The following is a 13,348-nucleotide window of genomic DNA, read 5'->3' on the forward strand; positions in this document are numbered from 1 at the left end:
ACCCCGCCGCCGTCAGTTGGTCCTCGACGTCTGCTTGACGTCCTGCATCGCGCCCTGGACCAGGTTGGCCTTCTGGGTGTTGTGCGCCATTTCGCTGCTGACCACGGCGTTCTGACGGGTCAGCGTGTCCTGCAGGGCCATGATGTTCACCGAGAACTCCTGGGCCTTCTGCTGGATTTCCTGCATCTTGGCGTTCAGATCGACTTCACCAGCCATTTCCATCTCCTTCGTCAAGTGGTACTGCCAAACACTCCGCATCGGCGATGCGGAACCGATCTGCCGCGGCCCCCTTCAAGAAACAAGGGACCACGGCGAATGCCAGCGGCGCTCAGCGCTGCGGCGGCGGCTCGCCGCCCTTGCCTTCCTTAAGCACCAGCCCGTCCGCTTCGATCTTCTCGATCTCGGCGCCGTTCTTCAGCACCGCTCCTTCGAAATACCGGCTGCCGTTCGCGAGCTGCACGTAGCGCGTGCCGTCGCCGTTATCGGTGATGCTGACCACGCGCGCGGGAAACACGCCCTGCCAGTTGTCCCAGCGGCCTTCGCGCAGATGGCGGCGCCGGCTGTCGGCGGTCTCGCGGTAGTCGATGCGATCGGACACCAGCACGCCGGGATGCAGATCCTCGATCACGCGCTTGACCTTGTCGCGGCCGGCCACCGGGTCCGCCGTGCCGGTCAGCACCACGCGGCCGTTGCCCTGGTAGGCGATGCCCACACCGGGCTCGTCCACGTAGCGCTGGATATGCTCGATGATGTCGTCGGCCGATCTGACCTGCTGCTGCACGCCTCGGCCGAACGGCGCCAGCGCCTGCGCGATGCGCTGCCGGTCCACCCGCGAATTGACGAAGCCGCGCACGGTGACCGCGCCGTTGGGCAGCGACACCACCTCCAGTTCCGGATAGCCCGCGACGGTCTCGCGCACCGCGGCGGGGTCCACCTGCGCGGTACGGGCAAAGCCGCCGTCTTGCGACAGCGTGGCGGCCAGCCAGCCGGCACCGATCAGCAGCGCCACCACCAGCACGCCGATGCCGCCCAGCACCCAGCGGCTGGACCGGCGCACCGGCTCGTCGCTGTCGGCGCGCGCGGCGCGGCGGCCCGATTCGGCCCAGGCGAACAGCGTGTCGGTGGTCTCTGACGCCGCCGGCGCGGCGCGCAGCAGCTCCATGTCGAGCGAGCCGACCGTCAGGATGTCGCCGCCGGCCAGCGCGATCACGCGCTGCGTGGTGTCGCGGCCGTTGACCTTGACCTGCGCCTCGCCGATGCGCTCGGCCGAGACCGCCAGCTCGCCGACGTTCAGCACCAGATGGCGCGGCTGCACGTCGTCGCCTGGCACGCTGATGTCGACGTCGCTGGCGGCGCCCAGCACATTGGCGCCGCGCCGCAGCGAGATCACGCGGCCGTAGACGGCGCCGCCCAGCAGCCGCAGCGTCCAACCGCCAACGCCGGCGTCATGGCGCGGCGGATCGGCCCGCAAATCGGCGCGCGGCTCGCCGTGCGAACCGGCGAGCGGATCGACTTGCGATTCGACGTGCAAGGCGGCGGCCATCAGCTCATCCCCGGCATCACCAGACGCGGTGTCAGCAGGTAGAAGCGCTCCATATTGGCCTGGCGCTTCTCCTGGTACTTGAACAGGTTGCCGATGATCGGCACGTCCTGCAGGAACGGCACGCCCGACGACGCGCGCAGCTTCTCCTCGACGGTATAGCCCGCGATCAGCAGGCTCTTGCCCTCATCGACCATCGCCTGCGTGGTGATCGAGCGGCGCCGCACGATCGGAATGTTGTCGACGGTCTCGCCGGACAGGTCGCCATCGGCGATATCGATGCTGAGCATCACGGCGCGCCCTTCGCGCTCGTCGATCACCAACGGCGTCACGCGCACCGCGGTACCGGCCACGACGTTGAACAGGCCCGCGTCCTGGAAGCCGTCGACGCGCACATAGAACTCGCGCATGTTCTCCAGCGCGGCCTCGGTGTTGTCGAGCGTCAGCACCTTGGGGCGCGCGACGAAGTTGGCCTGCCCGCGTTCGGCCAGCGCCTTGACGCGCGTCAGCAGGTACCGCGTGACGTCGTTGCCGATCGCGCCGGTGAACTGCAGGCCCGAGCCGGCGGTATTGCCGGTGGTGCCGCCCTCCGAGCGGGCATTGCCGAAGGTCAGCGGCGAACCGCCGCCACCGCCGAGCTGCAGGTCGACGTGGCGCGTATGCAGGCGCCAGTCCACGCCCAGGCTGTCCAGGTTCTCCTGGCTGATGTCCATGATCGTGACCTCGATCTCGATCAGGCGCGGCTTGATGTCGAGCGACGAGATCAGGCGCTGGTACTGCGCCATCCGTTCCGGCACATCGCGCACGATCACCGCATTCAGGCGCGTGTCGGCCTGGAACTGCGGCAGGCCGCCGAAGCCCCAGTTGCCGAAGCCGGGCTGGCCGATGCCGGTGGAGCTGTCGGCCATCGACTCCAGCACCTGGCGCGGATTGGCCTGCGGCAGCGTCATGTTGTTGGCGCCGCCGCTGCGCAGCTCGGCCATGCGGCTGGCGCCGCGGCTCGGGCCCATGCTGACCGGCGTGGTGGCGGTACCGGCGCGCTGGCGTCCGTACAGGCTGCGCAGCACCGTGACCACGCCCGGCACCGTGATGTCCTTGCCCGAGCGGTTGATGCGGAAATCGGACGCCCACGAATACTTCAGCGGGAAGATCTGCACCTCGGCGCGGTCGTCGTTGACGGCGCGGTCGTCGAAGGCGCGCACCGCGGAACGCACGGTCTCGACATAACGCTTCGGCCCCGACACCATCACGGTGCCGTCGTCGTCGTTGATCGTGATCGGATAACGCGAGTCGATGACCTGCATGTGTTCCAGCGCATCCTGCAACCGGTCCCCCGCCCCGCGCGCGAATGGAATGACCTCGCTGCGCGCTTCGCCGGCCGGCTCGATATAGAGCAGCGAGCCGTCGTAGTAGTAGGTCAGGCCATAGCTGGCGCAGACGCTGCGCAGGATCGACAGCGGCGAATCGGAGAAGCGGCCGCTGATGGTGCCGTCCACGCGCGAATCGACCACCGCGGTGGTGCCCTGCGTCGACGCCAGTTCGCGCAGGAAATCGGCCACGCGCTTCTCGCTGGCCGAGATCTGGAACGGCTTGCCGGGCCAGTTCAGGTCGGCGGCGTGCAGCGGCGCGATCGCGCCGAACCACAGGGCCAGCAGCAGCGCCACCGCCACCACCATGCGCAGACCGACCGCATATCGCGGCGTTAGTGGCTTCTTATCTGTCGACGGACCGCCTTGCATTGCGCCCGCCATGGCCAGACATCGAGGTCCGAACCGTTCGCTTGTCAACATATCCTCCCCGGTTTTCCACTGCATCAGTGTGCGTAACTGCCCTGCGAATCTGTCGTCGAAACTTCGTTATAGAAAGGTCAGCATGGTCTGGATCGCCCGCTGCGAGAACCGCATCACCTCGCCGCCGAGCCAGCCGCCCAGCAGCACCAGCGACACCAGCACCGCGATCAGCCGCGCCGAGGTGCCGATGCTCTGGTCCTGGATCTGGGTGACCGCCTGCAGCACCGCCACCACCAGCGCTACGAGCGTGCCGATCAGCACCACGGGCAGCGTCACCCACAGCACCACCAGCAGCGCCTCGCGCGTGATATCGAGAATGGTGTCGGCGCCCATCGCTTACTCGACCTCGGGATTGCGGATCCAGCCGACCGGCACCAGGCGCACGTCCTCGTCGACTTCCTGATAGGACAGCACCGGCAGGCGCGGCGCGACCGGCTCGATCAACCGCTTGATGTAGCGCCGCACGTCGACGCTGACGACCACCACCACGCGGGCGGCATTGGCCTTCTCCAGCAGCTGGCGCAGCTGCTCGCGGATCTCGCGCGTGACGTCGTGGCTCAGCAGCAGCAGGTTGCCGCGCGCGGCCTTCTCGATCGCGCCCTGCACGCGCTGCTCCAGCGCGGGCTCGAACAGCACCGCGTCGATCGCGCGTTCGCCGCCGACATGGCGGCTGGTGATCAGGCGGCCGAGATCGACGCGGACCAGCTCGGTCAGCGCGATCGCATCGGTTTCCTTGGGCGCCCACGTCACCAGGCTCTCGAAGATCGTGCGCAGGTTGCGGATCGGCACGTCTTCCTGCAGCAGGCGCCGCAGCACCTCGGTGACGCGCTGCAGCGGCACCACACGGGCCAGTTCCATCACCAGGTCCGGGGCCTCGGCCTGCACCACGTGCATCATCTCCTGCACGTCCTGGATGCCGAGCAGCGGCGCGGCATGCTGCTTGATCACCGCGCCGACGTGGACGGCCAGCACTTCCTCGCACGACAGCGTCCGGGGTGCGCCGGGCGCGGGCACATCGCTGGCGCCTTCGCGGCCGCCGCGGCCGGCGGGCTTTTCCTGCGGAATCCAGACCGCCTCGGCGAACGGCCCGAACGGCGCGCCGACCACCGCGCGGCCCTGGTCCACCAGCGCCCGCGACCCCGGCTCGACCAGCTCCATGCCGGGCCGCAGCGCGCCGCGCGAGGCCACCACGTCCTGCACGCGGATCGCGTAGGCGTCGGGCTCGCCCAGCGGGCGGTATTCGATCCGCAGGCGCGGAAAGACCATGCCCAGGTCCGACTCGACCTGGCTCTTGGCGATCGTCATGCGCTGCTCGAACTGGCGCATGTCGAGGCGATCGCGCAGCGTCGGGTCCAGGTCCAGCGCCAGCGCGGGCGCCACGGCCGAGCGCGCGTCTTCTTCCTTGCGGTCGTCCGGCATCTCGATCCACGTGACCGTGCCGGCAGTACGCTGGCCCCGGCGCATCAGCCAGTAGCCGCACCCCGCCACCACGAGCGCCATCGTGGCGAAGGTCCATTTGGGGAAGCCCGGTACCACCAGGAACACCGCGATGGCGACGCCCGACACCAGCAGCGCCTTCGGCTGCGCCAGCAGCTGGCGGCCGATCACGGTGCCGAGGTTGGCGGCGCGGCTGTCGCTGTCGTCCGACGACACGCGCGTGATGACGACGCCGGCGGCGATCGACACCAACAGCGACGGGATCTGCGACACCATGCCGTCGCCGATGGTCAGGATCGCGTAGCGCTGCAGCGCGTCGCCGATGCTCATGTCCTTCATCAGCGTGCCGATCGTGATGCCGGCCAGGATATTGACCAGCGCGATGACGACGCCGGCGATCGCATCGCCCTTGACGAACTTCATCGCGCCGTCCATGGCCCCGTGCAGCTGGCATTCCTGCTCCAGTTCGCGGCGCCGCTCCTGCGCCTGCGCGGCGCTGATGGTGCCGGCGCGGACATCGGCGTCGATGCTCATCTGCTTGCCGGGCATCGCATCCAGCGCGAAACGGGCGCCGACCTCGGCCACGCGCTCCGAGCCCTTGGCGATCACGATGAACTGCACGATCGCGATGATCAGGAACACCACGCCGCCGACCACGACGTTGTTGCCGACGATCAGCTTGCCGAAGGTCTCGATGATGTGGCCCGCATTGGCGTGCAACAGGATCAGCTTGGTCGACGCGATATTGAGCGAGAGCCGCAGCAGCGTGGTGAACAGCAGCAGCGAGGGGAAGGTCGACAGCGACAGCGCTGACGGAATATAGGTGGCGACGATCAGCAGGGTCAGGCTGATGCCCAGGTTGATCGTCAGCATCAGGTCCAGCAGGAAGGTCGGCAGCGGCAGCACGAACAGCGCGATCACCGCGAACAGCAGCAGCGTCAGCGCGATGTCGGACTGGCGCGAGGCCGCCGCAGCCATCTGCTGCAGGCCCGGCGCGGGGCCGATCCCCTTGGTGAATCCCGACAGTTTTGCCATGACGCGGTATGTGGGCTGCTGCGATGGTTCGATCGGCCGTTCGCCGGGACGGGCCCGGACTGTCCGCGCTCGATGGCGCTACCTGGGTGGAGGCCACGCGGGCCACGCGGGCCACGCGCGCCACACGCGCCACGCAGGCCGTGCCGCCGCGGCGCACCCCTGGCGAACGGTGAGCGCAGTGTATGGCGGCTGCGCCACGCGACCAATACCGAGGATTCGTAGCGGCGGGGCTGCGGACGCGGCCGCCGCAGTCCCACTACCAAGGCTCGTAGTGGACGGGGCTGCACCTGCTTCCGTATCGTTCTTCCCGTATTTCCGTCTTGTTTATTTCGGTCTCGCTTGTTTCGGCCTCACCAACTGGCTGCGACCGCCGCGGTCCTCGCCGCCGCCGGCGGGCCTTGCCATGCCTCTGCCATCCATGACGTCCATTGCGCTCAGCGAACCTCCTGCGTCGGCAGGTCCCATGTCGGCGGGCCGCCGCGGGCCTGCGCGTGCGCGCGTGCGGCTGCATCGCCCAGGCAGCGGCGAGGCGGCGATCCGCGAGCTGGACGCCGCGCCGGAGCTGCCGCACGTCGAGGCGGATGTGGCGGCCCTGGCCAACCGCCTGCTGTGCCGGACCGCGCCGCTGCGGCTGCGGGTGGCCGGCGCCGACTGGTTGCTGCATTTCGAGCCGCATGAGAGCCCCGCGGCGGGCGGCTTGCCCTCGTCCAGCGGCGGGGGTAACGCCCGTGCAAACCCCAACCCCAAGGTCAGTGCCAACGGCGGGCTCAACGCAAGCGCCAACGCCTACGCCTTCACGCTCGGCGAGACGCGCGGACAGTTGCTGTTCGATGTGCCGAGCGAACGCCGCCTGCTCGGCGTGGAGGGTGCGGCGGAGACGCTGCCGGCCCTGCTGCGTCAAGCCTTGATGGCCGATGCCCTGGCCCCCGTCGCCGACGTGGTGGCGGCCACGGCCCGGCAGCCGTTCGCGTGGCACGGGGACGGCGGCGGCCTCCGCTCTGGCGCGCCGTGCTTTGGGCTGACGCTGCGGCGCATCGGGGATGGAGCCGGTGGCGCCGATGCGGGCAATGCAGGCAATGGCGGCAACGACCGCCATGTCGCGGCCGCCAGCGAGACGCTGCACGCCACCCTGCAACTGGACGAGCCCGAGCGCCTCGGCGCGCTACCGCTGCTGCAACGCGAGCCCGACGCCTCGCTGCCGCCGTGGCTGGCGCAATTGCAGGTGCCGCTCGCCGTGCGCATCGGCACCACCGCCATCGCGGTCGGCGAGATGCGCGACATCCGTCCGGGCGACATCGTCGGCATCGAACACTGGCAGACGCATGGCGGCGCGCTCGCGGTCCATTGCACGACCGGTGCCGCGGGCCTGGGCTGGCCCGCGCTGGCCGAGGGTCGCCGCATCACGATTCAACGCCCGACCGGCGCCCCCGCCGCGCCGTCGGCTCACGGAGACAGCATGGAAGACCGCAACAACGGGCAGCGCGAGCTGCCCCATCCCGACGCCGCGCCGGCCGCGCTGGACCGGCTGGAAGAGCTGGAGGTGTCGCTGCGCTTTGAGGTCGGCGATGTCTCGCTGGCGCTGGCCGACCTTCGCGAGGTGCGGCCCGGCTATGTGTTCGAACTGCCCCAGCCGCTGAAGCAGAGCGAGGTACGCATCGTCGCCGGCGGCCGCATCCTCGGCACCGGCACGCTGATCGCGGTGGGCAACCGGCTCGGCGTGCGCGTATCGAGCTTCGCCGCGGGCGACGCATGAGCGGCAATCTGTACAACCCGGTACTGATCCTCACCGTCATCCTGGCGTTCGGCATTGCGCCGTTCGTCGCGCTGATGGTGACGAGCTATACCAAGCTGGTGATCGTGTTCGGGCTGCTGCGCGCCGCGCTGGGGCTGCAGCAGGTGCCGCCCAATATGGTGCTCAACGGCATCGCGATCATCCTGACCGCGTACATCATGGCGCCGATCGGCGCCGATGCCTTCGACGCGATCGAGCGGCGCGCGCAGAGCAATGCGCCGTTCAACGTGGGGGATGTGGTCACCGTCTACGACTCGGTCAGCGGGCCGCTGAAGGAATTCCTGATCAAGCATACCGAGGAGCGCAACCGCACCTTCTTCGTGCAATCGGCCAAGCGGATCTGGCCCGAGGGCCGCGCCGACGATCTGCAGCCGGACGACATGATGGTGCTGATCCCGAGCTTCACGCTGTCGGAGCTGACGCGCGCGTTCCAGATCGGCTTCATCATCTATCTGGTCTTCGTCGTGGTCGACCTGATCGTGGCGGCGATCCTGCTGGCGCTGGGGATGTCGATGATCGCGCCAACGACGATCTCGGTGCCATTCAAGCTGCTGCTGTTCGTGATGCTGGAGGGGTGGACGCAGCTGATCCAGGGGCTGGTGCTGTCGTACCGCTAGGGCGCTGCGGCTGCGGCATCGGCGGCGACCTCGCTCTCGGCCTCGGTCGGTCACCGCCGCCTCAGTCAATCACCTCGGCCCCATCACCACCTCGGCCTCAGTCAATCCCCTCAGCCTCAGTCGATCACCTCGGCGCAGGCATCGGTCGGCAGCGCGGCGACATCGCCGATCACGGGCACGATCTTCAGGCCCGCGGAGGCGACCCGACAGGGGGCGGCAAGCACGCCGCAGCCACCCAGCGCAAAGACGGTTGCAAGGACCAGCGGCAACATCATCAGCAATCGTTTCATCGGGCACGGCCTCGTCAGCGGGAACGCGCATTGTGCACGATTCCTTGCCTGCCGGCATCCTGGGCTAGCATATGGACTGGTACGCCATTCCGGATCCCTGATGACTGTTGCCGAAACGTCCCACCTGCACGCCCTGCAATCGCCCTTCCCCGTTCTGCTCGCCCGCTGCCGGCGCTGGTATGCCGGCGCGCTGACCGCCTTGCCGATGGTCCTGCTGGCCGCCCTGCTGGCAAGCTTCGCCACCGGCGCACTGGCCCAGCCCCTGTGGTTAGCCAATGGCAAGCCGACTCCCGCCGCGCAGCAGGCGGTGGCCGCGTTGGTCAATGCACCCGCCGACGGCCTCGATGCCGAGGACTACGATGCCAACATGCTGCGCGACGCCGTCGCCAAGGCCGCCAATGGGCCCGCGCTGGCACCCGAGGCGGCCGATCGCCTCGATGGCGCCCTGACCGCGGCGATGCAGCGCTACCTGTCCGATCTGCACCGCGGCCGCGTCGACCCGCGCAAGGTCCATGCGAACTTCAATATCGCCGAGGAAAAGCCGTTCGACCCGGACAGCTATCTGCGCGCGGCGCTGGCGGCGAACCGCCTGCCGGCCGCGATCCGCGAAGCCGCGCCGACGTTCCCCCTGTATGGCACCTTGCGCGATGCGCTGGCCCGCTACCGCCAGCTCGCCACGCTGCCCCACTGGAAAACCCCGCTGCCCGCGCTGCCCGAAGGCAAGCTGACCGAGGGCAAGAGCTACGAGGGACTGGCCGCAATGGCCCAGCGCCTGACCGCGCTCGGCGATCTGCCCACGGGCACACCGGTTCCGGCGACCTATACCGGACCGCTGGTGGCCGCGGTCAAGGCGTTCCAGGGCCGTCACGGCCTCGAAGCGGACGGCGTGATCGGCCCGGCCACGCTGGCCCAGCTCAATACGCCGCCGTCGGCGCGCGTGCGGCAGATCGTGCTGACGATGGAGCGGCTGCGCTGGACCCCGCTGGCGGAGGGCTCGCGCATGATCGTCGTCAATATCCCCGAGTTCATGCTGCGCGCCTACGAGTTCCACGAGGGCAAGCTCGATATCCGGCTGGAAATGAAGGTGATCGTCGGCAAGGCGCTCGACACGCGCACGCCGCTGTTCAAGGAGGACATGCGCTATATCGAGTTCAGCCCGTACTGGAACGTGCCGCGCTCGATCGCGCAGAAGGAAATCATTCCGCGGCTGCAGCGCGATCCGGCCTATTTCAAGCGCCAGGGCTTCGAGTTCGTGGCCGGCAACGAGGTCATCAAGCAGCTGAACGCGGCCAATATGCAGGCCGTGCTGGACGGGCAGATGCGCATCCGCCAGCGGCCGGGGCCGCTGAACGCGCTCGGCGACATCAAGTTCGTGTTCCCGAACAACCAGGCCATCTACCTGCACCACACGCCGGCGCCGCAGCTGTTCAAGCGTGGCCGGCGTGATCTGAGCCATGGCTGCATCCGGGTCGAGGATCCGGTCGCGCTTGCGAAGTTTGTGCTCAAGGACATGCCGGAATGGACCGAGGAGCGGATCCGGCAGGCGATGGGCGCCGGCAAGGCCAGCACCGTCTCGCTGGTCAATCCCTTGCCGGTAACGTTGGCTTATGGCACGGCCATCGCAAGAGCCGATGGACGGGTATACTTCCTCGCTGACATTTACGGCCAGGATAAAGTGCTCGGCCAGGCGCTGCAGCAGCGCGCCGCGCGCCGAGCCTCGCATACGCCGGCCGTCAGGGCAACGCCGCCGGCCAACCGCGCGGCCAGCGCCCCACCCCCCTGACCTCCTGAGACAAGCAACATCGAGCCAAACGAGCTAGAACATCACATCATGACGTATTCACGTGATCCGGCACGGCGCCGCTTCCTGCAACGCACTGGCGGCCTGGCGCTGAGCGCCGGCCTGACGGCCCTGGCGCCCAAATTGGCGCTCGCCAATGTGCCGGGCGCCCGCGCGCTGGCCTTCGACCACACCCACACCGGCGAGCATCTGTCGCTGGTCTACGCGATGGGCGAACAGGTCCTGCCGCAGGCCCACCTGAGGCTCAATCGCTTCCTGCGTGACCACTATTCTGGCGACGTCGGCACCATTGATCCGGAGCTGTTCGGCGTGCTGTACCAGCTGCGCACGGTGCTGGGCAGCGACAACCCGTTCCAGGTCATCTCCGGCTATCGCAGCCCCAATACCAATTCGCGCCTGCGCAAGACGCGCGGCGGCGGCGTGGCGAAGCACAGCCTGCATATGGACGGCAAGGCGATCGACATCCGCCTGCCCGGCGTGGCGCTCGACGATCTGCGCGACGCGGCCGTGTCGCTGCAGGCCGGCGGCGTCGGCTTCTACCGCAGCGAGAACTTCATCCACATCGACACCGGCCGCGTGCGCCGCTGGGGTTGAACGTTACGCGGCCTTCAGCGCGGCGGTCCCGGCCCTGAAGGTGCGCTTCAGCGATCAAGACGCTGCGCCCCCGCCTTGGCGGGCGCAACGGATCTTGGCGCGGCGGTAGAATCCGCCGTCTCCGGGAACGGCGGGACCGAGCGACCTTCCGCCTCGATCCCGACTCCCAACATCCGATCGGCAATCCGATACGCCGTATTGACCGAGTCCGTCACGCCCAGGTGGCCGTGCCCGACTGCCAGCCACAGTCCGGGGTGGCCATCCGCCGGCCCGACGATCGGCACCGAGTCCGGCATGCAGGGCCGATGGCCCATCCAGCGGGCCGGCGCCGGATCGTCCAGCCCGTCGAAGGTCTCGCGCGCGATGCGCTCCAGCATCGCCGCGCGGCGCATGTCGGGCGGCCGCGACAGCCCGCCGATCTCCACCGTGCCGCCGACGCGCAGTCCCTCCTCCATCGGCGTGACGAAGACCTTGCGGTCCGCAAGCACCACCGTGCGCGTTACGGTGCGCGCGGCGTCGCGAAACTGCACGTGATAGCCGCGCTGGCTTTCCAGCGGAATTTCGAGCCCCAGCGGCGCCGTCAGCTTGCGCGACCACGCGCCCGCGGCCACCACGACCTCGTCGAAGCATTCGTCCTCGCGGTCATCCGCCTCCACCACGCACCAGCGCGGCCGGCCCGCGAAGTCCGCGCGCCGCAGCGCGCGCACCTCGGTCCTGCGCCGCTGTCCGCCGCGTTGCTCGAACGCCCGCACGATGGCCTTCACATAGCGCCCCGGATTGACGATGGTCGCGTGATCCTGCAGAAAGACGCCGACCTGATAGCGCTTGCCGACATTGGGCTCCAGCGCCTCGATGCCGGCGCGATCCAGCGTCTCGAACTCGTAGCCGAATTCCTTGCGCATGCGCCAGGAGGTGGCGTCCTTCTCCAGCGCCCCCGCATCGGGATACAGATGCAGATGGCCGCGCTGCATCAGCAGCTCGGGCGCGCCGATCTCCTGCGTCAGCTGCCGATGCCGCTGCACCGCGTTGACGTGGATGGCATGCAGCCGCTCGGCGGCCTGCTCGACGCGACGCGGCGACGCCGACGCGATAAAACGCAGCAGCCAGGGCAAGGCCCGCGGCAAATACGACAACGGCAGATACAGCGGACTGCGTTCGTCCAGCAGCATCTTCGGCAACGAGGCGAGCACGCCCGGCATCGCCAGCGGCGCGACCGAACCCGGGCTGATCGCCCCGGAATTGCCGTAGCTGCAGGCTTGCCCCGGCTCGTCACGATCGATCAGCGTGACCTCGGCCCCGCGCTTCTGCAGTTCGTACACGATCGCCGACCCGACGATGCCGGCTCCCACCACGGCAACGCGTGGCGGGCGGGACGGTGGGATCGGCGCGTTCTGATGTTCCATGGAAATCGGTGTATGGGTGGATGTCTTGACGGCTTCGAATGTAAGTGGCTCACTATCGCGGGCGCAATAGCGGATATCGGTATGCGATATCTGTGGCAAATCAGGGCGGGAGAATCGGGAAATGGGGACGGCGAAGGCAGTGCGGGGATCGAAGGCCCGGATCGCCGGGGCGAACGGCGGTGGCAGGCATCGCGATCAGCGCAGCAATGAGCTAGGCGATGAGCGCGGCAACGACAGCCGCTCCGCCAATCCGCTCTTTATCGCCTCGATCGGCAAGGCCTTCGAAGTGCTCGAGCGCCTGGCCGACATCGGTCGCCCGGTCGGCCTGACCGAGCTCTGCCAACACGCGTCGCTGAGCCGCAGCGCGTTGCAGCGCATCACCCATACGCTGACCGCGCTCGGCTATCTGCGCCAGGACCCGAAGACCCGCGCATTCACGCTGTCGGGCAAGGTGCTTCATTTGAGCCACGCGATGCTGTCCAGCGATTCGCTGCGCGACCGCGCCCTGCCCCATCTGGAAGACCTGAATCGCCGCACTGCAGAGACCGTCAACCTGATGGAAATGGAAGGCGACGAGATCGTCTATGTGGTGCGCTTTCCGGGCTTTCGTGCCGTCAGCGTCGATCTGCATGTCGGCTCGCGCCTGCCGATCCACTGCTCCGCCGCGGGGCGCGCGATCCTTGCCGAAATGGACATCGACGACGCGATGCGGCTGCTCGCACGCGTGCCGCGCCGCGCGATGACGCCGCATACGCGCACCGAGCTGTCCGACTTGCGCACGGCCCTGCAGACCGCGCGCAAGCGCGGCTATGCGTTGAACGATCAGGAGTCCTTCATCGGCGATATCTCGATCGCCAAGGCGATCCTGAACCGGCAGCGCGAGCCGATCGGCGCGGTGAACATCGCGGTGTCGACGTCGCGCTGGACGGTCGAGGAAACGCTGCGGCAAATGCTGCCGCAGTTGCTGGTCACGGCACGCGCGATCGAGCGGGACGTCAATGCGCGCTGAGGGCGTTGAGGGGCACTGCCGGCGCTGAGGGCGTTGCGGC

General features: G+C 68.6%; 12 protein-coding genes. 5 read left to right on the top strand and 7 right to left on the bottom strand.

The genetic code is table 11. From position 1 onward, the window contains the following. Positions 1–12 precede the first annotated feature (12 nt). The 5 genes from KZ686_RS15870 to sctV form a co-directional block, all read right to left on the bottom strand. Positions 13–216: a hypothetical protein gene (locus tag KZ686_RS15870; RefSeq protein ID WP_006580119.1), complete on the bottom strand. Its 204-nt coding sequence runs from the start codon at positions 214–216 to the stop codon at positions 13–15. A 112-nt stretch (positions 217–328) separates the two neighbouring features. Beyond that, on the bottom strand, positions 329–1,543 hold the full coding sequence (locus tag KZ686_RS15875) for an FHA domain-containing protein (protein WP_262484950.1): 1,215 nt from the start codon (positions 1,541–1,543) through the stop codon (positions 329–331). Then, positions 1,543–3,216: a type III secretion system outer membrane ring subunit SctC gene (gene sctC / locus KZ686_RS15880; protein WP_149318285.1), complete on the bottom strand. Its 1,674-nt coding sequence runs from the start codon at positions 3,214–3,216 to the stop codon at positions 1,543–1,545. Before sctC ends, KZ686_RS15875 begins: the two co-directional genes overlap by 1 nt. Positions 3,217–3,396: 180 nt before the next feature. Next, positions 3,397–3,663 (bottom strand): EscS/YscS/HrcS family type III secretion system export apparatus protein, encoded by a 267-nt coding sequence (locus KZ686_RS15885; protein WP_149318284.1) that lies wholly within the window; start codon positions 3,661–3,663, stop codon positions 3,397–3,399. A 3-nt stretch (positions 3,664–3,666) separates the two neighbouring features. After that, positions 3,667–5,802 (bottom strand): type III secretion system export apparatus subunit SctV, encoded by a 2,136-nt coding sequence (gene sctV, locus KZ686_RS15890; RefSeq protein WP_265634121.1) that lies wholly within the window; start codon positions 5,800–5,802, stop codon positions 3,667–3,669. Between the two features lie 499 nt (positions 5,803–6,301). Between sctV and sctQ the strand changes: the two genes are divergently transcribed. Next, positions 6,302–7,555 (top strand): type III secretion system cytoplasmic ring protein SctQ, encoded by a 1,254-nt coding sequence (sctQ, locus tag KZ686_RS15895; protein ID WP_265634123.1) that lies wholly within the window; start codon positions 6,302–6,304, stop codon positions 7,553–7,555. Continuing rightward, positions 7,552–8,211 carry a type III secretion system export apparatus subunit SctR gene (sctR, locus tag KZ686_RS15900; protein WP_006576043.1) on the top strand — a complete coding sequence of 220 codons (660 nt, stop codon included), beginning with the start codon at positions 7,552–7,554 and terminating at the stop codon, positions 8,209–8,211. Before sctQ ends, sctR begins: the two co-directional genes overlap by 4 nt. 116 nt (positions 8,212–8,327) lie before the next feature. Here sctR and KZ686_RS15905 read toward each other — a convergent pair whose 3' ends face one another. Next, complete coding sequence (locus KZ686_RS15905) at positions 8,328–8,486, bottom strand: DUF6726 family protein (RefSeq protein ID WP_265635469.1); 159 nt, start codon at positions 8,484–8,486, stop codon at positions 8,328–8,330. Between the two features lie 220 nt (positions 8,487–8,706). Between KZ686_RS15905 and KZ686_RS15910 the strand changes: the two genes are divergently transcribed. Continuing rightward, positions 8,707–10,284, top strand: a complete 1,578-nt coding sequence (locus KZ686_RS15910; RefSeq protein WP_265635444.1) for a L,D-transpeptidase family protein — start codon at positions 8,707–8,709, stop codon at positions 10,282–10,284. A 48-nt stretch (positions 10,285–10,332) separates the two neighbouring features. Continuing rightward, the gene (locus KZ686_RS15915; protein ID WP_149318282.1) at positions 10,333–10,896 is read left to right on the top strand and encodes a YcbK family protein; all 564 of its coding nucleotides are present in this window, start codon (positions 10,333–10,335) and stop codon (positions 10,894–10,896) included. A 47-nt stretch (positions 10,897–10,943) separates the two neighbouring features. On the opposite strand, the gene KZ686_RS15920 is transcribed toward KZ686_RS15915, so the two are convergent. After that, positions 10,944–12,299 carry an NAD(P)/FAD-dependent oxidoreductase gene (locus KZ686_RS15920; RefSeq protein WP_265634124.1) on the bottom strand — a complete coding sequence of 452 codons (1,356 nt, stop codon included), beginning with the start codon at positions 12,297–12,299 and terminating at the stop codon, positions 10,944–10,946. Between the two features lie 139 nt (positions 12,300–12,438). On the opposite strand from KZ686_RS15920, the gene KZ686_RS15925 reads away from it, so the two are divergent. Continuing rightward, entirely contained in the window at positions 12,439–13,308 is an 870-nt protein-coding gene (locus KZ686_RS15925) for an IclR family transcriptional regulator (RefSeq protein ID WP_265634126.1), read from the top strand. Positions 13,309–13,348: the final 40 nt, after the last annotated feature.

The organism is Cupriavidus cauae, assembly GCF_026210475.1.
Classification (GTDB): domain Bacteria; phylum Pseudomonadota; class Gammaproteobacteria; order Burkholderiales; family Burkholderiaceae; genus Cupriavidus; species Cupriavidus cauae.

Excerpts from the sequence above, each read along its gene's own strand:
- KZ686_RS15870 (WP_006580119.1), bottom strand. The coding sequence starts at position 216 with ATGGCTGGTGAAGTCGATCTGAACGCCAAGATGCAGGAAATCCAGCAG.
- KZ686_RS15875 (WP_262484950.1), bottom strand. The coding sequence starts at position 1,543 with ATGGCCGCCGCCTTGCACGTCGAATCGCAAGTCGATCCGCTCGCCGGT.
- sctC (WP_149318285.1), bottom strand. The coding sequence starts at position 3,216 with ATGGTGGTGGCGGTGGCGCTGCTGCTGGCCCTGTGGTTCGGCGCGATC.
- KZ686_RS15885 (WP_149318284.1), bottom strand. The coding sequence starts at position 3,663 with ATGGGCGCCGACACCATTCTCGATATCACGCGCGAGGCGCTGCTGGTG.
- sctV (WP_265634121.1), bottom strand. The coding sequence starts at position 5,802 with ATGGCAAAACTGTCGGGATTCACCAAGGGGATCGGCCCCGCGCCGGGC.
- sctR (WP_006576043.1), top strand. The coding sequence starts at position 7,552 with ATGAGCGGCAATCTGTACAACCCGGTACTGATCCTCACCGTCATCCTG.
- KZ686_RS15905 (WP_265635469.1), bottom strand. The coding sequence starts at position 8,486 with ATGATGTTGCCGCTGGTCCTTGCAACCGTCTTTGCGCTGGGTGGCTGC.
- KZ686_RS15910 (WP_265635444.1), top strand. The coding sequence starts at position 8,707 with ATGGTCCTGCTGGCCGCCCTGCTGGCAAGCTTCGCCACCGGCGCACTG.
- KZ686_RS15915 (WP_149318282.1), top strand. The coding sequence starts at position 10,333 with ATGACGTATTCACGTGATCCGGCACGGCGCCGCTTCCTGCAACGCACT.
- KZ686_RS15920 (WP_265634124.1), bottom strand. The coding sequence starts at position 12,299 with ATGGAACATCAGAACGCGCCGATCCCACCGTCCCGCCCGCCACGCGTT.